Annotated in this window: 15 protein-coding genes; 12 read left to right on the top strand and 3 right to left on the bottom strand. The window is 77.7% G+C overall.

Annotated features, from left to right (window positions below; translation table 11 throughout):
* The first annotated feature begins 12 nt into the window (after positions 1 to 12).
* The 9 genes from cobI (at position 13) to cobA (ending at position 9,472) form a co-directional block, all read left to right on the top strand.
* Entirely contained in the window at positions 13 to 753 is a 741-nt protein-coding gene (gene cobI, locus ACTWO6_RS20865) for a precorrin-2 C(20)-methyltransferase (protein ID WP_446220715.1), read from the top strand.
* Positions 750 to 1,610, top strand: coding sequence for a precorrin-4 C(11)-methyltransferase (gene cobM / locus ACTWO6_RS20860; RefSeq protein WP_446215499.1), 861 nt, complete (start codon positions 750 to 752; stop codon positions 1,608 to 1,610). The genes cobI and cobM overlap by 4 nt, the downstream gene beginning before the upstream one ends.
* Positions 1,607 to 2,752: a cobalt-precorrin-5B (C(1))-methyltransferase gene (locus ACTWO6_RS20855; protein WP_446215498.1), complete on the top strand. Its 1,146-nt coding sequence runs from the start codon at positions 1,607 to 1,609 to the stop codon at positions 2,750 to 2,752. Before cobM ends, ACTWO6_RS20855 begins: the two co-directional genes overlap by 4 nt.
* 107 nt (positions 2,753 to 2,859) lie before the next feature.
* Positions 2,860 to 4,170, top strand: coding sequence for a precorrin-6y C5,15-methyltransferase (decarboxylating) subunit CbiE (gene cbiE, locus ACTWO6_RS20850; RefSeq protein WP_446220714.1), 1,311 nt, complete (start codon positions 2,860 to 2,862; stop codon positions 4,168 to 4,170).
* 14 nt (positions 4,171 to 4,184) lie between these two features.
* Complete coding sequence (gene cobJ, locus ACTWO6_RS20845) at positions 4,185 to 5,894, top strand: precorrin-3B C(17)-methyltransferase (RefSeq protein WP_446220713.1); 1,710 nt, start codon at positions 4,185 to 4,187, stop codon at positions 5,892 to 5,894.
* Positions 5,891 to 6,133, top strand: coding sequence for a DUF362 domain-containing protein (locus ACTWO6_RS20840; protein ID WP_446215497.1), 243 nt, complete (start codon positions 5,891 to 5,893; stop codon positions 6,131 to 6,133). The genes cobJ and ACTWO6_RS20840 overlap by 4 nt, the downstream gene beginning before the upstream one ends.
* On the top strand, positions 6,130 to 7,209 hold the full coding sequence (locus ACTWO6_RS20835) for a HoxN/HupN/NixA family nickel/cobalt transporter (RefSeq protein WP_446215496.1): 1,080 nt from the start codon (positions 6,130 to 6,132) through the stop codon (positions 7,207 to 7,209). The genes ACTWO6_RS20840 and ACTWO6_RS20835 overlap by 4 nt, the downstream gene beginning before the upstream one ends.
* Complete coding sequence (locus tag ACTWO6_RS20830; protein WP_446215495.1) at positions 7,206 to 7,796, top strand: precorrin-8X methylmutase; 591 nt, start codon at positions 7,206 to 7,208, stop codon at positions 7,794 to 7,796. Before ACTWO6_RS20835 ends, ACTWO6_RS20830 begins: the two co-directional genes overlap by 4 nt.
* Entirely contained in the window at positions 7,793 to 9,472 is a 1,680-nt protein-coding gene (gene cobA / locus ACTWO6_RS20825) for a uroporphyrinogen-III C-methyltransferase (protein WP_446215494.1), read from the top strand. The genes ACTWO6_RS20830 and cobA overlap by 4 nt, the downstream gene beginning before the upstream one ends.
* Before the next feature lie 36 nt (positions 9,473 to 9,508).
* Here the strand turns inward: cobA and crcB are convergent, their stop codons facing one another.
* Positions 9,509 to 9,871 (bottom strand): fluoride efflux transporter CrcB, encoded by a 363-nt coding sequence (gene crcB / locus ACTWO6_RS20820; RefSeq protein WP_446215493.1) that lies wholly within the window; start codon positions 9,869 to 9,871, stop codon positions 9,509 to 9,511.
* Positions 9,868 to 10,341: a FluC/FEX family fluoride channel gene (locus tag ACTWO6_RS20815; protein ID WP_446215492.1), complete on the bottom strand. Its 474-nt coding sequence runs from the start codon at positions 10,339 to 10,341 to the stop codon at positions 9,868 to 9,870. The genes crcB and ACTWO6_RS20815 overlap by 4 nt, the downstream gene beginning before the upstream one ends.
* A gap of 432 nt (positions 10,342 to 10,773) precedes the next feature.
* On the opposite strand from ACTWO6_RS20815, the gene paaK reads away from it, so the two are divergent.
* The 3 genes from paaK (at position 10,774) to ACTWO6_RS20800 (ending at position 13,135) form a co-directional block, all read left to right on the top strand.
* Positions 10,774 to 12,081, top strand: a complete 1,308-nt coding sequence (paaK, locus tag ACTWO6_RS20810; RefSeq protein WP_446215491.1) for a phenylacetate--CoA ligase PaaK — start codon at positions 10,774 to 10,776, stop codon at positions 12,079 to 12,081.
* Position 12,082: 1 nt separating this feature from the next.
* Positions 12,083 to 12,502, top strand: a complete 420-nt coding sequence (gene paaI, locus ACTWO6_RS20805) for a hydroxyphenylacetyl-CoA thioesterase PaaI (protein ID WP_446215490.1) — start codon at positions 12,083 to 12,085, stop codon at positions 12,500 to 12,502.
* A 66-nt stretch (positions 12,503 to 12,568) separates the two neighbouring features.
* The gene (locus tag ACTWO6_RS20800) at positions 12,569 to 13,135 is read left to right on the top strand and encodes a dienelactone hydrolase family protein (RefSeq protein ID WP_446215489.1); all 567 of its coding nucleotides are present in this window, start codon (positions 12,569 to 12,571) and stop codon (positions 13,133 to 13,135) included.
* A gap of 124 nt (positions 13,136 to 13,259) precedes the next feature.
* Here ACTWO6_RS20800 and ACTWO6_RS20795 read toward each other — a convergent pair whose 3' ends face one another.
* Positions 13,260 to 15,560, bottom strand: coding sequence for an AAA family ATPase (locus tag ACTWO6_RS20795; protein ID WP_446215488.1), 2,301 nt, complete (start codon positions 15,558 to 15,560; stop codon positions 13,260 to 13,262).
* Positions 15,561 to 15,585: the final 25 nt, after the last annotated feature.

The raw sequence follows: 15,585 nt of genomic DNA, 5'->3' as shown, positions 1-15,585 counted from the left end.
CCGAGCGCCGGCGTGCTCACCGGCGTCGGGGTCGGGCCGGGTGACCCGGAACTGCTCACCCTCCGGGCGGTCCGGGTGCTGCGCGAGGCGGACGTGGTGTTCGTACCCGTCATGGACCGGCCGGCCGCCGAGGATGACGCGCCCCCGGGCCGCGCCGAGGCCACCGTGGCCGCGCACGTGGCCGCGGACCGGCTGCGCCGGCTGCCGTTCGCCCTCGACGACCGGGGCGGCGTGACGGCCCGCCGCGAGCGGGCCTGGAACGACGCCGCCCGCGCGGTGGTGGCCGCGATCGACGCCGGCGCCCCGTCGGCCGCCTTCGCCACCATCGGCGACCCGAACGTCTACTCCACCTTCGGCTACCTCGCCCACGGCGTGCGCGCGCTGCGCCGGGCGGTCGAGGTCCGCACCGTGCCCGGCGTCACCGCCATGCAGGAGCTGGCCGCCCGCAGCGGCGTCCCGCTCTGCGAGGGCCGGGAGCCGCTGACCCTGCTGCCGGCCACCGCCGGGCTCGCGCCGGTCGCCGACGCCCTCGCCGGCCCCGGCACCGTCGTCGTCTACAAGGGCTGGCGCCGCCACCCCGAGCTGCTTGACGAGCTGCGCCGGCAGGACCGGCTCGGCGACGCCGTGCTCGGCCGGGCGCTCGGCCTGCCCGACGAGCGGATCGGGCCGGTCGACGACGACGTCGACGACCTGCCGTACCTGTCGACGCTGCTGGCCCCGGCCCGCCGGGACCGCCGGGGAGGAAAACTGTGACCGCCACCGGAAAGGTGTGGTTCGTCGGGGCCGGCCCCGGCGCCGCCGACCTGCTCACCCTGCGCGCCGCCCGGGTGATCGCCGAGGCCGACGTGGTGGTCTGGGCGGCCAGCCTGGTCCACGCCGACGTGCTCGCCCACGCCCGCCCGGACGCCGAGATCGTCGACTCCTCCCAGCTCCCCATCGAGGGGGTGCTGCCGCTCTACCGGCGGGCCGCCGAAGACGGGCTGACCGTGGCCCGGATCCACTCCGGCGACCCGGCGCTGTGGGGCGCGGTGCAGGAGCAGCTCGACCTCTGCCGGGCCCTCGGCCTGGCCGTGGAGATCGTGCCCGGGGTCTCCTCGTTCACCGCCGTGGCCGCGATCGTCGGCCGGGAGCTGACCATCCCCGAGGTGGCCCAGTCGGTGATCCTCACCCGCCTCGAAGGCGGGAAAACGCCGATGCCGCCGGGGGAGCGGGTCCGCGAGTTCGCCCGGCACGGCACCACCATGGCGCTCTTCCTCTCCGCCGCCCGCTCCGGGCAGGCCCAGGCCGAGCTGCTCGCCGGCGGCTACCCGCCCGACACCCCGGTCGTGGTCGCCTACCAGGCGACCTGGCCCGACGAGCTGGTGGTCCGCTGCCAGCTCGGCGAGCTGGCGGCCACCGTCCGCGAGCACAAGCTCTGGAAGCACACCCTCTTCCTGGTCGGCCCGGCCCTCGCCGCCGGCGGCACCCGCTCGCACCTCTACCACCCCGGGCACTTCCACACCTTCCGCCGGGCCGAGCCCGCCGCCCGCGCCGACCTGCGCCGCGCCCGCGCCGCTGCCGACCCGGCCGCGACCGGCGCCGACGCCGCCGGGGACGGGCAACCCCGATGACGTACGCCGAGCCGCCGCTGCGCGAGCCGGACCTGCCGCGCACCGCGAAGGTCCGGCCCACCGCGCTGCGTACCGGCTGGACCACCGGCGCCTGCGCCACCGCCGCGGCCAAGGCGGCGGTGACCGCCCTGGTCACCGGGGTGCCGCAGCGGCGGGTGGAGATCGGCCTGCCCGCCGGCCGGCGGGTCAGCTTCGCGGTGGCCCGCTGCGAGGTGGAGCCGCGGCGGCGGGCCGAGGCGGTGGTGGTCAAGGACGCCGGCGACGACCCGGATGTCACCCACGGCGCGGAGCTGACCGCCACCGTGGACTGGCGGGACAGACCCGGGCTGCGCCTGGACGGCGGCCCCGGCGTCGGCACCGTCACCAAGCCGGGGCTGGGCCTGGAGGTCGGCGGGCCGGCCATCAACGAGACCCCGCGCCGGATGATCGGGCAGGCCGTGGCCGAGGTGGTCGACCTGACCGAGGTGGGCGTGCGGGTGGTGATCAGTGTGCCGCGCGGCGAGATCATGGCCCGGAAGACCACCAACCGGCGGCTTGGCATCCTCGGCGGCATCTCGATCCTCGGCACCACCGGGATCGTCCGCCCGTTCTCCACCGCCTCCTGGCGGGCCAGCGTGGTGCAGGCGGTGCACGTGATGGCCGCCCAGGGGGAGCGGACCGTGGTGCTCTGCACCGGTGGGCGTACCGAGCGGGCCGCCCGGGCGCTCCTGCCCGAGCTGCCCGAGGTCTGCTTCGTCGAGGTCGGCGACTTCACCGGCGCGGCCGTCACCGCCGCCGTCGGCGACGGCATCACCGGGGTGGTCTTCGTCGGCATGGCGGGCAAGCTCGCCAAGCTGGCCGCCGGCATCCTGATGACCCACTACACCCGGTCGAAGGTGGACCTGTCCCTGCTCGGCGCGGTGACCGCCGAGGCCGGCGGCGACGACGAGCTGGCCGGAGCGGTCACCGCGGCGAACACCGGCCGGCACGCGTACGAGCTGTGGGAGGCCGCCGGCGTGCTCGGCCCCGCCGGGGACCTGCTCTGCCGTCGGGTCCGCCAGGTGCTGCTCCGCTTCGCCGAACACGCCGTCGAGGTCGACGTGGCCATGGTGGACTTCGCCGGCTCCCGGATCGTCGCCTCCTCGGGCCGGTGGACCGCATGACCACCCCGCCGCCGGCGGCCGGCGACCCGGTCACTCCCGGTGACGACGGCCGCCGGCAGTCCACCCGCGACCGATATGACTCCCAGTCATATTTATGCCTCAGCGGTATATCGCTCACCGGACAGGTGCCCGCCGCCGGGGCGCTGGTGACCGTGGTGGGGACGGACGCCGCCGGGCGCCCGGCGCACCCGGGGCTCGCCGAGGCGCTGGCCGGCGCGGGGCTGGTGGTCGGGGCGGCCCGGCACCTCGCCGCCGTACCGGTGCCGTCCGGCTGCGCCACCGTCGCCCTCGGCCCGCTCGGCCCCGCCCTGGACCGACTCCACGCCGCCGTCGCCGCCGGCACCCCGGCCGTCGTGCTGGCCAGCGGCGACCCCGGGTTCTTCGGCATCGTCCGGCGGCTGCGGGCGGCCGGCCTGCCGCTGCGGGTGCTGCCCGCGGTCTCCAGCGTCGCCGCCGCATTCGCCCGGGCCGAGCTGCCCTGGGACGGCGCGGCGGTGGTCACCGCGCACGGGCGGGACCCGCGGGCGGCGCTCAACGCCTGCCGCGCGCTGCCCGCCGTCGCGGTGCTCACCGCGCCCGGGGCGGGGGCGGCCGAGCTCGGGGCGGGCCTGGTCGGCTGGGCCCGCCGCCTGCTGGTGGCCGAGCACCTGGGCACGCCCGACGAGCGGGTCACCTGGACCACCCCGGCGGAGGCCGCCGGGCGGACCTGGGCCGACCCGCACGTGCTGCTCAGCCTCGCCGCTCCGCCGGCCGGCGACGCGACGGCCGGGCCGCCATCCGGCGCAATCGGCGCCGGCGCATCCGGCGTCCGGGGAGTCGGCGGGCCCGCCCTCGGGGCGATGCGCGCGGACGACCAGCCCGCCGCCGCGCCGGCCGGCGGCTGGGCGCTGCCCGAGTCCGCGTACGCGCACCGCGACTCGATGATCACCAAGGCCGAGGTGCGCGCGTTCGCGGTGGCCCGGCTGCGGCCCCGCCTCGGCCGGCTGGTCTGGGACGTGGGGGCCGGCAGCGGCTCGGTCGGTATCGAGTGCGCCCTGCTCGGGGCGGCCGTCGTCGCCGTCGAACGCGACCCGGCCGCGCCGGTCCGGGCCAACGCGGCGCGGCACGGCGTCGACGTCCGGGTGGTGACCGGCAGCGCCCCGGCCGCCCTGGCCGGGCTGCCCGACCCGGACGCCGTCTTCGTCGGCGGGGGCGGCACCGACGTGCTCGCCGCGGTCGCGGCCCGCCGCCCCGAGCGGGTGGTGGTGACCCTCGCCGCGCTGGACCGGGTCGCGCCGGCCGTGCACCTGCTCCGCGCCGCCGGCTACACGGTCGAGGGCAGCCAACTCGCCGCCGCCCGCCTCGCCGACCTGCCCGGCGGGTCGATCCGGCTCGCCGCCACCAACCCCGTCGTCGTCCTCACCGGAGAGCGCCCGTGACGTCCGTCCACACCATCGACCGCCCGGCGGGGCAGCCCCGCCCGACGCGGATCGGCCTCGTCGCGGCCACCGCTGCCGGCCGGCGGCACGCCAACACCCTCGCCGCGGCCTGGCCGCACGCCCGTCCGGTCGACGGGGCGACCGTCGCCGACGCGCTCCGCACCGCCTGGACCGGCTGTGACGCGGTGGTGGCCTTCCTGGCCACCGGGGCGGTGGTCCGCGTCCTCGCGCCGCTGCTCGGCGACAAGCACACCGACCCGGCCGTGGTCGTGGTCGACGAGGCGGCCCGGCACGCCGTCGCCCTGCTGGGCGGGCACGCCGGCGGCGCGAACGCCCTCGCCGCCGAGGTCGGCGCGCTGCTCGACGCCCGGCCGGTGGTCACCACCGCCACCGACGCCGCCGGGCTGCCCGGGCTGGACACCCTCGGCTGGCCGGTCGAGGGGGCGGTGGCCGCGGTGACCCGGGCGATCCTCGACGGTGATCCGGTCCGGCTGGTCGCCGACGCCACCCGGCCCCTGCCCGCCCTGCCGGAGAACGTCACCGCGGACGCGCCGGAGCACGCCCCCCGGCTGCTGGTCACCGACCGGATCGTGTCGTTGGACGGCCGTACCGCCGTGCTGCGGCCGCCGTCGCTGGTCGCCGGCATCGGTTCCAGCCGGGGCGTCACCGCCGCCGAGGTGACCGACCTGCTGCGCCGGGCGCTCGCCGACGCCGGCCTGAGCCCGGCGAGTCTGCGCTGCCTGGCCAGCGTCGACCTGAAGGCCGACGAGGCGGGCATCGTGGCGACCGCCGACGCGCTCGGCGTACCCCTGGAGACCTGGCCGGTCGCGGAGCTGGCGGCGGTCGACGTGCCGCACCCCAGCGAGGTGGTCCGGGCCGCGGTCGGCACCCCCAGCGTCGCGGAGGCCGCCGCGCTGCACGGCGGCGGCGTGCTGCTGGTGCCGAAGACCGCGTCGGCGATGGCCACCGTGGCGGTCGTCCGGCACGCCCCGCGCGGCCGGCTGGCGATCGTCGGCCTCGGCCCCGGTGCGGCCGACCTGCGCACCCCGCGCGCGGTGGCCGAGCTGCGCCGGGCCGCCGTGGTCGTCGGCCTCGACCAGTACGTCGAGCAGGTCCGCGACCTGCTCCGGCCCGGCACCCGGGTACTGGCCAGCGGGCTCGGCGCGGAGGAGGAGCGCGCCCGGGCCGCCGTCGCCGAGGCCACGGCGGGGCACGCCGTCGCGCTGATCGGCTCCGGCGACGCGGGGGTGTACGCGATGGCCAGCCCCGCCCTCGACCACGCCGACGAGCGGATCGACGTGGTCGGCGTGCCGGGGGTGACCGCCGCCCTCGCCGCGTCCGCGCTGCTGGGCGCGCCGCTCGGTCACGACCACGCCTACCTGAGCCTCTCCGACCTGCACACCCCCTGGGCGGTGATCGCGCGCCGGGTCGCCGCCGCCGCCGAGGGCGACTTCGTGGCGCTGCTGTACAACCCGCGCAGCCGGGCCCGGGACTGGCAGCTCGGCGCCGCCCTGGAGACCTTCGCCGCGCACCGGCCGCTGCACACCCCGGTCGGCGTGGTGCGCAACGCCAGCCGGCCCGGCGAGCGGGTGCACCTGGCCACCCTGGCCACCCTCGACCCGGCGCTGGTCGACATGTACAGCGTGGTCGTCGTCGGCAGCTCGCAGACCCGGATCGTCGGCGGCCGGATGGTCACGCCGCGCGGCTACCGGTGGCGCCCGTGACCGCCCGCCGGGCGCCGGCCGCGCCCCCGCCCGTCGGCGCCCGGTGGGCCGCGCCGGTGATCGTCGACGCCTGCCAGGGCTGCGGCGCCTGCCTGTTGACCTGCCCCGAGCACGCGCTGCGCCCGGTCCCCGGCGGCCTGGCCGTCCGCGTCGACCGGTGCACCGGCTGCCTGGAGTGCCTGGAGATCTGCCCCGTGGACGCGATCCGCGTCAACCCCGAGACCCGAGGAGAACGATGACCGCCACCCCGACCACCGTCGCCCCGCCCACCGGCCGCTGGAGCCGAGCCGAGCAGGTACGCCTCGGCGGCATCGTCTGTGCCGTCGCCATGCTGCACGTCGTCGGCGTCAGCCTCTACCTGTACTGGAACGACCAGCCCGTGGCGGCCGGCGGGCTGGCCGGCGCCGGCACCCTCGCGTACCTGCTGGGGGTGCGGCACGCCTTCGACGCCGACCACATCGCCGCGATCGACGACACCACCCGGCTGATGCTGCTGCGCGGCCGGCGGCCGGTCGGCGTCGGCTTCTTCTTCGCCCTCGGGCACAGCGCGGTGGTGCTGCTGCTCGCCCTGGTGATCGGCCTCGCCTCGGCCCGCTTCACGGGCACCGGGATGGTCCGGATCCGCGAGGTCGGCGCCACCGTCGCCGTGGTCGCCGCCACGCTGTTCCTGGCGCTGGTCGCCGTGCTCAACGCGGTGGTGCTGACCGGGCTGGCCCGGCTCTGGCGGCGGCTGCGGGCCGGGGCCCTGGACGAGGCGGAGCTGGACCTGCTGCTGCTCAACCGGGGGCTGCTGCACCGGGTGCTCGGCGCCCGCGCCCGGACGCTGGTCCGCTCCTCGTGGCACATGGCCCCGATCGGGTTCCTCTTCGGCCTCGGCCTGGAGACGGCCAGCGAGGTGACCCTGCTGGCGCTCTCCGCCAGCACCGCCGCGGCCGGTGGCCTGCCCGTGCTGGCCCTGCTCACCCTGCCGCTGCTCTTCGCCGCCGGGATGTCCGCCATGGACACCGCGGACTCCCTGCTGATGAGCCGCGCCTACTCGTGGGCGCACCGGCAGCCGGCCCGGCGGCTCTGGTACAACCTGGCCACCACCGGGATGACCGTGCTGGTCGGCGGCTTGGTCGCCAGCGTCTATCTGGCCGCGCTGCTCACCGACCGCTTCGGCGTCACCGCCCTCGCCGGGTACGCCTCGATCGCCGACCACTTCGAGCAGCTCGGCTACGCCGTGGTGGCGCTCTTCGTGCTCGCCTGGGGCGGCGCGGTCGCGGTGTGGCGGCTGCGCGGCTTCGACCGCCGCTACGGGCAGGCAAGCCAATGAGCCGCGTCGTGCACCCGATCGAGCGGGAGTCCTACCGGATCCTGCGGTCCCGGGTCGACCTGTCCCACCTGCCGCCGCTGACCCGGGCGGTCACCGAGCGGGTGGTGCACGCCAGCGCCGACCTCGACTACGTCACCGACCTGGTCTGCGACGAGACCGCCCTGGCCGGCGGGCGGGCCGCGCTGCGGGCCGGCGCGCCCGTCGTCACCGACGTCTGGATGGTCGCCGCCGGCATCACCCGGCGGGACGTCGTCTGCCCGGTCGCCGACCCGGCCGCCGCCGTACTGGCCCGCGAGACCGGGCTGACCCGCTCGGCCGCGGCGGTCCGGATCGCGTACGAGCGGGTCGGGCCCGGGGCGGTCTGGGTGGTCGGCTGCGCGCCGACCGCCCTGGTCGAGCTGATCGCCCGCGACGCGGCGCCCGCGCTGGTGGTCGGGCTGCCGGTCGGCTTCGTCGGCGCCGCCGAGTCCAAGGCCGCGCTGCGGGCCAGCGGCCTGCCCGCGGTCTCCAACGTGGGCGAGAAGGGCGGGTCCGCGGTGGCCGCCGCCGCCCTCAACGCCCTGCTCTACCTGGAGGAGACGTCATGACCCCGGACCGCACCCCGCTGCTGATCGTCGGGCACGGCACCCGCAGCGCGCCCGGCGTGACGCAGTTCGCCGCCCTGGTGGAGCGGATCCGTCGCCGGGGCGTCGTCGACGACGTCGAGGGCGGCTTCATCGAGCTGTCCCGGCCGCCGCTGACCGACGCGGTCGGCGCGCTGGCCGGCCGGGGGCACCGGAACCTGGTGGCGCTGCCGCTGGTGCTCGCCGCCGCCGGGCACGGCAAGGGCGACATCCCCGCCGCGCTGGCCCGGGAGAGGCAGCGCCACCCCGGGCTGCGCTACGCCTACGGCCGGCCGCTCGGGCCGCACCCGCTGCTGCACGAGATCCTCGCCGGGCGGATCGACGCCGTCCTCGACGGCGCCGACCGGGCCGGTATCTGGATCGCGCTGATCGGGCGCGGCTCCACCGACCCGGACGCCAACGCCGAGGTCGCCAAGGTGGCCCGGCTGCTCTGGGAGGGGCGCGGCTACGCCGGCGTCGAGCCCGGGTTCATCTCCCTCGCCGAGCCGTCCGTACCGGCCGTGCTGGAGCGGCTGCGCCGGCTCGGCGCCCGGCGGATCGTGGTCGCCCCGTACTTCCTCTTCGCCGGGGTGCTGCCGGACCGGATCGTGGCGCAGTCCGACGCGTACGCCGCCGAGCACCCGGAGCTGGACGTGCGGGTGGCCGACCTGATCGGCGACTGCGACGCCCTGGCCGACCTGGTCCTCGAGCGGCACGCCGAGGCGCTGCGCGGGGACATCCGGATGAACTGCGACACCTGCGCGTACCGGGTGGCGCTGCCCGGGTTCGCCGACAAGGTGGGCCGGCCGCAGACCCCGCACCACCACCCCGACGACCCGGCCGGCGGTCACGACCACCACCACCATCACCGTCACGGCCACGACCCGGGCCTGCGCCCGGGCCAGGTCGCCATCGTCGGCGGCGGGCCCGGCCCCGACGACCTGATCACGGTACGGGGGAGGGCGTTGCTGGACGCCGCGGACGTGGTGGTGGCCGACCGGCTCGCCCCGGCCGGCCTGCTCGCCGGGCTGCGCCCGGAGGTGCTGGTGGTGGACGCCGCGAAGGTGCCGCGGGGCCCGTCGGTGGGGCAGGACACCATCAACGACGCGCTGGTCGCGCACGCCCGCGCCGGCTGGCGGGTGGTCCGGCTCAAGGGCGGCGACCCGTACGTCTTCGGCCGCGGCCACGAGGAGGTGCAGGCCTGTGCGGCGGCCGGCGTGGAGACCGTGCTGGTGCCGGGGGTGAGCAGCGCGGTCGCCGCGCCGGCGCTCGCCGGGGTGCCCGTCACCCACCGCGGGGTCGCGCACGACGTCACCGTGGTCTCCGGCCACCTGCCGCCCGGTCACCCGGACTCGCTGGTGGACTGGCCGGCGCTGGCCCGGGCGCGGGGGACGGTGGTGCTGCTGATGGCGGTGGACACCATCGCGAAGATCGCGGCGGTGCTGATCGAGCACGGCCGCGACCCGGGGTCACCGGCGCTGGTGGTGCAGGACGCCGGCCACCCCGGGCAGCGGGCGCTGCCGGGCCGGCTCGACGAGGTCGGCGCGCTGACCGTCCGGGAGGGGGTACGGCCCCCGGCGGTCGTCGTGCTCGGACCGGTGGTGGCGCTGCGCGCCCCGGCCCGCCGGCCGGCGTCGCGGGGTCAGGAGCCGCCCCGGTAGTGGTGGCGAGCGGGACTCGGCCGCGTGGGCGGTGGCTCAGCCGGTCAGCGCGTGGGCGAGGGCGTAGCCGAGTGCGGCCGCGCCCAGCCCGGCGACCACGCTGGCCAGCGCGTTGGCCACGGCGTGGAAGCGGGCGCCCTCCCGGGTCAGCCGCAGCGTCTCGTAGCTGAGGGTGGACCAGGTGGTCAGCGCGCCGCAGAAGCCGGTGCCGATCAGCGCGGTCACCGCCGGCGCGGCCGGCACCGCGGCCACCGCGCCGAGCAGCAGCGACCCGGCCACGTTGACGGTGAGCGTCCCCCACGGGAACGGCGAGTCGTGCCGGGCCTGCACGGCGCGGTCGGTCAGGTAGCGCAGCGGCGCGCCGAGCGCCGCCCCGAGCGCGATCAGCAGGACGGTCACCGCGCCGCCCGCCGCGCCAGCAGCCGGGCCGCCGCCGCGTCCCCGATCCAGACGGCGAGCAGCGCGCCGACCAGCGTCGCCGCGAGGTACGCCAGCGCGGTGCCGGCCGCGCCGGCGGTCACCGCCCGCTGCGCGTCGACCGCGTACGTGGAGAAGGTGGTGAAGCCGCCGAGCACCCCGACGCCGAGGAGCGGCCGGACCAGCGGGTGCACCGGGCGCGCCCCGATCACCGCCATCAGCACGCCGATCAGCAGGCAGCCGGCCAGGTTGATGCCGAAGGTGGCCCACGGGAAGCCGGTGGGGGAGTGCGGGAAGGCGGACTGGATGCCCGCCCGGGCCAGCGCGCCGAGCACGCCGCCGGCGGCGATGGCGCCGAGCACCGCCGCGGGGTGGGCGGCCAGCTCCGCCCGGTCGGCGGGTACGTGCAGGTCGACGTCGGGGTCGACGCGGAATTCGGGTGGTGGTGTCACGGTGCCTCCCCACCAGGACGGGCATCACTGGCAGGGACCGTTGGCGAGCGTGTCGCGGTTCTCCCGGCCTGACCCGGGACGGCGGGCCCCACCGCCGGTCTCCGGCCGAGCATAACCCCGCGCCGTACGGCAGTCGGCGTTGCCCGCAGCCCGCAGTCGGCCGGGTCAGGCCGCGGCGTCGACCAGGTCGGCGGGGGCGGCGGCGCGGGCGGGCGGCGCCGCTGGTGGACGCGCTGCACCGGCTGCCCGCCGCCCGCTGACCCCGGCGCCGCTCGCCCTCTGGGCCCGGCTCCGCACGCCGCTCCCGGGCCCGCCGCCGCTCCCGTGCCAGGCCCACGCCGTGACCTGGCACGACAACCCGGTACGGGCGTACGGTACGCAGCATCGCCCGGCGCCGCGCGGCGTCGGGACACCGTCGCGCAGGAGGCAGCCGTGCAGGACCGCACCCCTCGTCCGGAGGAGCTGGAGCCCGTGGAACGGGCCGGCGTCGACGAGCTGCGGGCGCTGCAACTCGACCGGCTGCGCCGGTCGCTGCGGCACGCGTACGACAACGTGCCGCACTACCGCCGCGCCTTCGAGGCGGCGGGCGTCCACCCCGACGACTGCCGGGAGCTGGGCGACCTGGGCCGCTTCCCGTTCACCGGCAAGGCCGACCTGCGGGAGAACTACCCGTTCGGCATGTTCGCCGTGCCCCGGGAGCGGATCGCCCGGCTGCACGCCTCGTCCGGCACCACCGGCCGGCCCACCGTCGTCGGCTACACCAGGGACGACCTGGCCACCTGGGCCCGCCTGATGGCCCGGTCCATCCGGGCCGCCGGCGGCCGGCCCGGCGACCGGGTGCACGTGGCGTACGGCTACGGCCTGTTCACCGGCGGGCTCGGCGCTCACTACGGCGCCGAGGAGCTGGGCTGCACGGTCATCCCGGTCTCCGGGGGCATGACCGAGCGACAGGTCATGCTGATCCGCGACTTCGAGCCGGACGTCATCATGGTCACCCCCAGCTACATGCTGGCCATCGTGGACGAGATGGAACGCCAGGGCGTCGACCCGAAGTCCACCTCGCTGCGGGTCGGCATCTTCGGCGCCGAGCCGTGGACCGAGGACATGCGCCGGGAGATGGAGCAGCGGCTCGACATGCACGCGGTGGACATCTACGGGCTCTCCGAGGTGATGGGCCCCGGGGTGGCCGTCGAGTGCGTGGAGACCAAGGACGGCCTGCACCTCTGGGAGGACCACTTCTACCCGGAGATCATCGACCCGGTCACCGGTGCGGTGCTGCCCGACGGCGAGCAGGGCGAGCTGGTGCTCACCTCGCTGACCAAGGAGGCCATGCCGGTGGTCCGCTACCGCACCCGGGACCTCACCCGGCTGCTGCCCGGCACGGCCCGGACGATGCGCCGGATCGAGAAGATCACCGGGCGGACCGACGACATGATGATCGTGCGCGGGGTGAACGTCTTCCCCACCCAGATCGAGGAGCTGATCCTGCGTACCCCGGCGCTGTCGCCGCACTTCCAGTGCGTGCTGGACCGGCAGGGCCGGATGGACACGCTCACCGTCAAGGTGGAGCGGCGGGTCGGGGTGTCCGCCGACGAGGCCACGCGGGCCGGGGCGGCGCTGGTGGAGCAGGTCAAGAACACCATCGGGGTCAGCGTCGCGGTGCAGGTGATCGAGCCGGACGGGGTGGAACGGTCGATGGGCAAGATGCGCCGGATCGTGGACCAGCGGCGGGGGCGCTGAGATGGGGGAGCGTGACGGTCGTACGGCGGCGCACGAGATGTTCGACGCCGACGTGGCCTCCAAGGGGCTCGGCATCGAGCTGGTCTCCGCCGCCGACGGCGCGGCCGTGGCCCGGATGCGCGTCACCGCGGCCATGCTCAACGGCCACGCCATCGGCCACGGCGGCTTCGTCTTCCTGCTGGCCGACACCGCGTTCGCGCTGGCCTGCAACAGCCACGGGCCGGTGACCGTCGCCGCCGGCGGCGAGATCAGCTTCGTCCGTCCGGTCCGCGAGGGTGACCTGCTGGAGGCCCGGGCCACCGAACGCACCCGGTACGGCCGCAGCGGCATCTACGACGTCACCGTCTGGCGGGACGACGAGGTGGTCGCCGAGTTCCGCGGCCGCAGCCGGACCCTGGCGTCCCGCGCCGAGCCGGGCTGAGCGGCCGGCGTCGGGCTGTCGGCCCGGCGTGGCCGCGCTGTCAGGGAGCTGCGGCACGATGGCCGGATGGGACAGATCCTGCTCTTCCATTCCGTCTACGGGCTGCGCCCCGCGGTGCTCGCCGCCGCCGACCGGTTGCGCGCCGCCGGGCACCGCGTGGTCACCCCCGATTTGTACGGCCTGCCGGCTGCGGAGACCGTGGCGGAGGGCTTCGCCCTGCTCGACAAGGTCGGCCGGGACGTGGTGCTCGACCGGGCCCGGGCCGCGGCGGCGGACCTGCCGGCGGAGACGGTGCTCGCCGGCTTCTCGATGGGCGCCGGCGTGGCCGGGGCGCTGCTCGCCGAGCGGCCCGCCGCGGCGGCCCTGCTCCTGCTGCACGGCACCGCGGGCGCGCCCGAGGCGGTCCGCCCGGGGCTGCCGGTGCAGCTGCACCTCGCCGACCCGGACGAGTACGAACCGCAGCACGAGGTGGACGAGTGGCAGCGGGCGATGACCACCGCCGGCGCGGACCTGTCGGTGTACCGCTACCCGGGGCCCGGGCACCTCTACACCGACCCGGACGTGCCCGACCACGACCCGGTGGCCGCCGGACACACCTGGGAACGCGCGCTGGCGTTCCTCGCCGACCGCTGACCCGCTCCGCCGGTCCGGCCCGCCGGCGCCGGGTGCGCTGTCGACGCGGGCAGCTCTGTTGGCGTGGGCCGGTACCTCCGTCCTGGGCGCTCCGACGCCCGGGCTCACCTGCCTCCGCCGCTGATCAGGCGGCGGCGAGTGCGATCGGTCCGGCCGCGGTGGAGCCGGTCCGACGGCGTCGGGCCGGGGTGTCGGCCAGCCTGACCGGGGATCCGGCCGGTGCGGAGGACGCCACGTTTCCGAGCGGGGCGACTGAGCCCCGCCGCGCCGCCGGTGGGCCGACGGTCGCCGGCCCGGGCGGGGTCCCGCCGCCCGGCGCTCGGACCGGGTCCGGGGTGGACGATCCCCACCGGCGCCGGCGCCGGCGGACCGGGACGGGCGGGGCGAACCCGGCGCGTCCCCCGGCCGCGCCGGCCGGAGCGGCCCCCGCCCAGTCCGGCCCGGACCCGTTCCGGGTGACCGATCCGGAGCCGGACCGGTCTCGCGGCGCGGACCGGGAGTCGGCGCCGGCGGCTGTCCGTCGGGGCGTCACCTCGGCCGGGTGCCTCCGCTGCCAGGCGCCTTTGGTTGGGCGCGCGGAATCGGCGCAGCCGGCCGGGCGCCCGCTACCGACGACAGCGTCCGTGCGTGCGGCACCGGGGACGTGGTCCGGGCGCGCGGTAGCGGGGACGCCGTTCGGGCGTGCGGTCCCGGGGACGTGGTCCGGGCGGGTCCCGGCGCCGACCGTGCAGGCCGCGGCGAGCGGGGCCCCGGCCCGCCGGGCGAACTCCGCCCGGACCGCGCGGGGCAGCCGGTGCTGCGCCACCCGGGCCACCGCCGGCTCGGCGACCGCGTACCCGCCGCGGGCAGGCCGCCGCAGCAGGCCGCCCGCCGCCAGCTCCCGCAGCACCGGCTCGGCCCGGCCCGGCGCCCAGCCGAGCAGCCGCTCGACTGTGCCGGCCGCGAAGCGCGCGCCGAGCTCCGCGCCGGCCATCAGCACCGCCCGGTGGTCGCCGTCCAGCCGGTCCAGCCGGGCGTCGACGATCCGGCGTACCGGGTCGGGCACCCGCCCGGCCGGCGCGCGGCCGCCTTCCTCGTCGAGCGCCCGCACGTAGGCCGCGGCGACGGCCGGGTTGCCGCCGACCAACGGCAGCAGGTCCCGGGCCAGCGCGGCCGGTCGGCCGGCCCGGCCGAGCAGGTGCCGCAGCAACCGTCCGGTGTCGACCGTGCCGAGCGGGGGCAGCGGCACCCGGCGACGCCGCTCGCCGGCGCCGGGCAGCACGTCCGCCCAGCCGGCGTCGTGGGTGGCGACCACCGCCAGCGGCAGGCTCCGCTCGGTCGCCGCGGCGAAGAGCCGGTGCAGGAAGCGGTTCATCGCCGGCGCCGCCCGGTCCAGGTCGTCCACCGCGACCACCACCGGCTGCCCGGCGGCCAGCTCCAGCAGGACCTGCCGCCAGACCTCGGCGCCCCGGCCCGCGGCACCGGCGTCCTCCGGCGCGGCGAGCAGCTCCGCCAGCGCGTGCGCCGCCGGACCCAGCCGGGCCGGTGGGAGCAGCCCGTCGAGCGCCGTGGCCAGCCGCCTTCGTGCGGTCGGCGGCAGATCGGTGTCGCGGACGCCGGCGAACCCGCGGACCATGTCGGCCAGCGGCGCCAAGGCCCCCTCGGCGTACGGCGGGCAGTGCGCGACGCACCAGCGCACCGGCGCTCCGTCCACCGTCGACACCGTCCGGGCCAGCTCGTGCAGCAGCCGGCTGCGCCCGCTGCCGGCCGGGCCGGCCAGCGAGATCCAGCCGGGCCGACGGTCCCGGACCGCCCGGGCGATCTCGTCGCCCGCGGTGGCCAGCTCCCGGCGCCGGCCGACCAGCGAGCCGTGGTGCGGGGTGGGACGCGGCCGGCTCGTCCCGGTGACCCGCCAGACGTCCAGCGGCAGCGCCTTGCCGGCGACCGTCATGCAGGCCAGCGGCCGCTGCTCCACCAGGCCGACGGTGGCCCGCTGGGTGGCGGCGCAGACCACGACGGCGCCCGGCGGGGCGTACTCCTGCAGGCGGGCCGCGGTGGTGATCACCGCGCCGCTGGCCGTGCCGTGACCGCCGTCGCGGGTGGCGGCGAGGTCCACCAGGACCTCGCCGGTGGCCACCCCGACCCGGACCCGCAGCCGGATGCCGGCCGGCACCCGCCGGTCGACGGCCCGCTGGATCTCCAGCCCGGCCCGCACCGCCCGGTACGCGTCGAAGCCGTCGGAGGCGTGCGCGCCGAAGAGCGCCATGACCGCGTCGCCGATGTACTTCTCCACCACGCCGTTCCACCGGCGCAGCACCCCGGCCACGGTGTCGAAGTACGCGCGCTGCAGGGCCCGCACGTCCTCCGGGTCGAGCCGTTCGGTCAGGCCGGTCGACCCGACGATGTCGGCGAAGAGCACGCTGACCGTGCGTCTCTCCTCCGGCACCGGCCATCGTGTCGAGCTGACGACA

This window comes from Micromonospora sp. IBHARD004, from assembly GCF_052814115.1.
The sequence above is the reverse complement of the archived record's forward strand: the minus strand, read 5'-3'. Positions and strand labels throughout refer to the sequence as shown.

Excerpts from the sequence above, each read along its gene's own strand:
- ACTWO6_RS20855 (WP_446215498.1), top strand. The coding sequence starts at position 1,607 with ATGACGTACGCCGAGCCGCCGCTGCGCGAGCCGGACCTGCCGCGCACC.
- ACTWO6_RS20835 (WP_446215496.1), top strand. The coding sequence starts at position 6,130 with ATGACCGCCACCCCGACCACCGTCGCCCCGCCCACCGGCCGCTGGAGC.
- ACTWO6_RS20830 (WP_446215495.1), top strand. The coding sequence starts at position 7,206 with ATGAGCCGCGTCGTGCACCCGATCGAGCGGGAGTCCTACCGGATCCTG.
- cobA (WP_446215494.1), top strand. The coding sequence starts at position 7,793 with ATGACCCCGGACCGCACCCCGCTGCTGATCGTCGGGCACGGCACCCGC.
- paaI (WP_446215490.1), top strand. The coding sequence starts at position 12,083 with ATGGGGGAGCGTGACGGTCGTACGGCGGCGCACGAGATGTTCGACGCC.
- ACTWO6_RS20800 (WP_446215489.1), top strand. The coding sequence starts at position 12,569 with ATGGGACAGATCCTGCTCTTCCATTCCGTCTACGGGCTGCGCCCCGCG.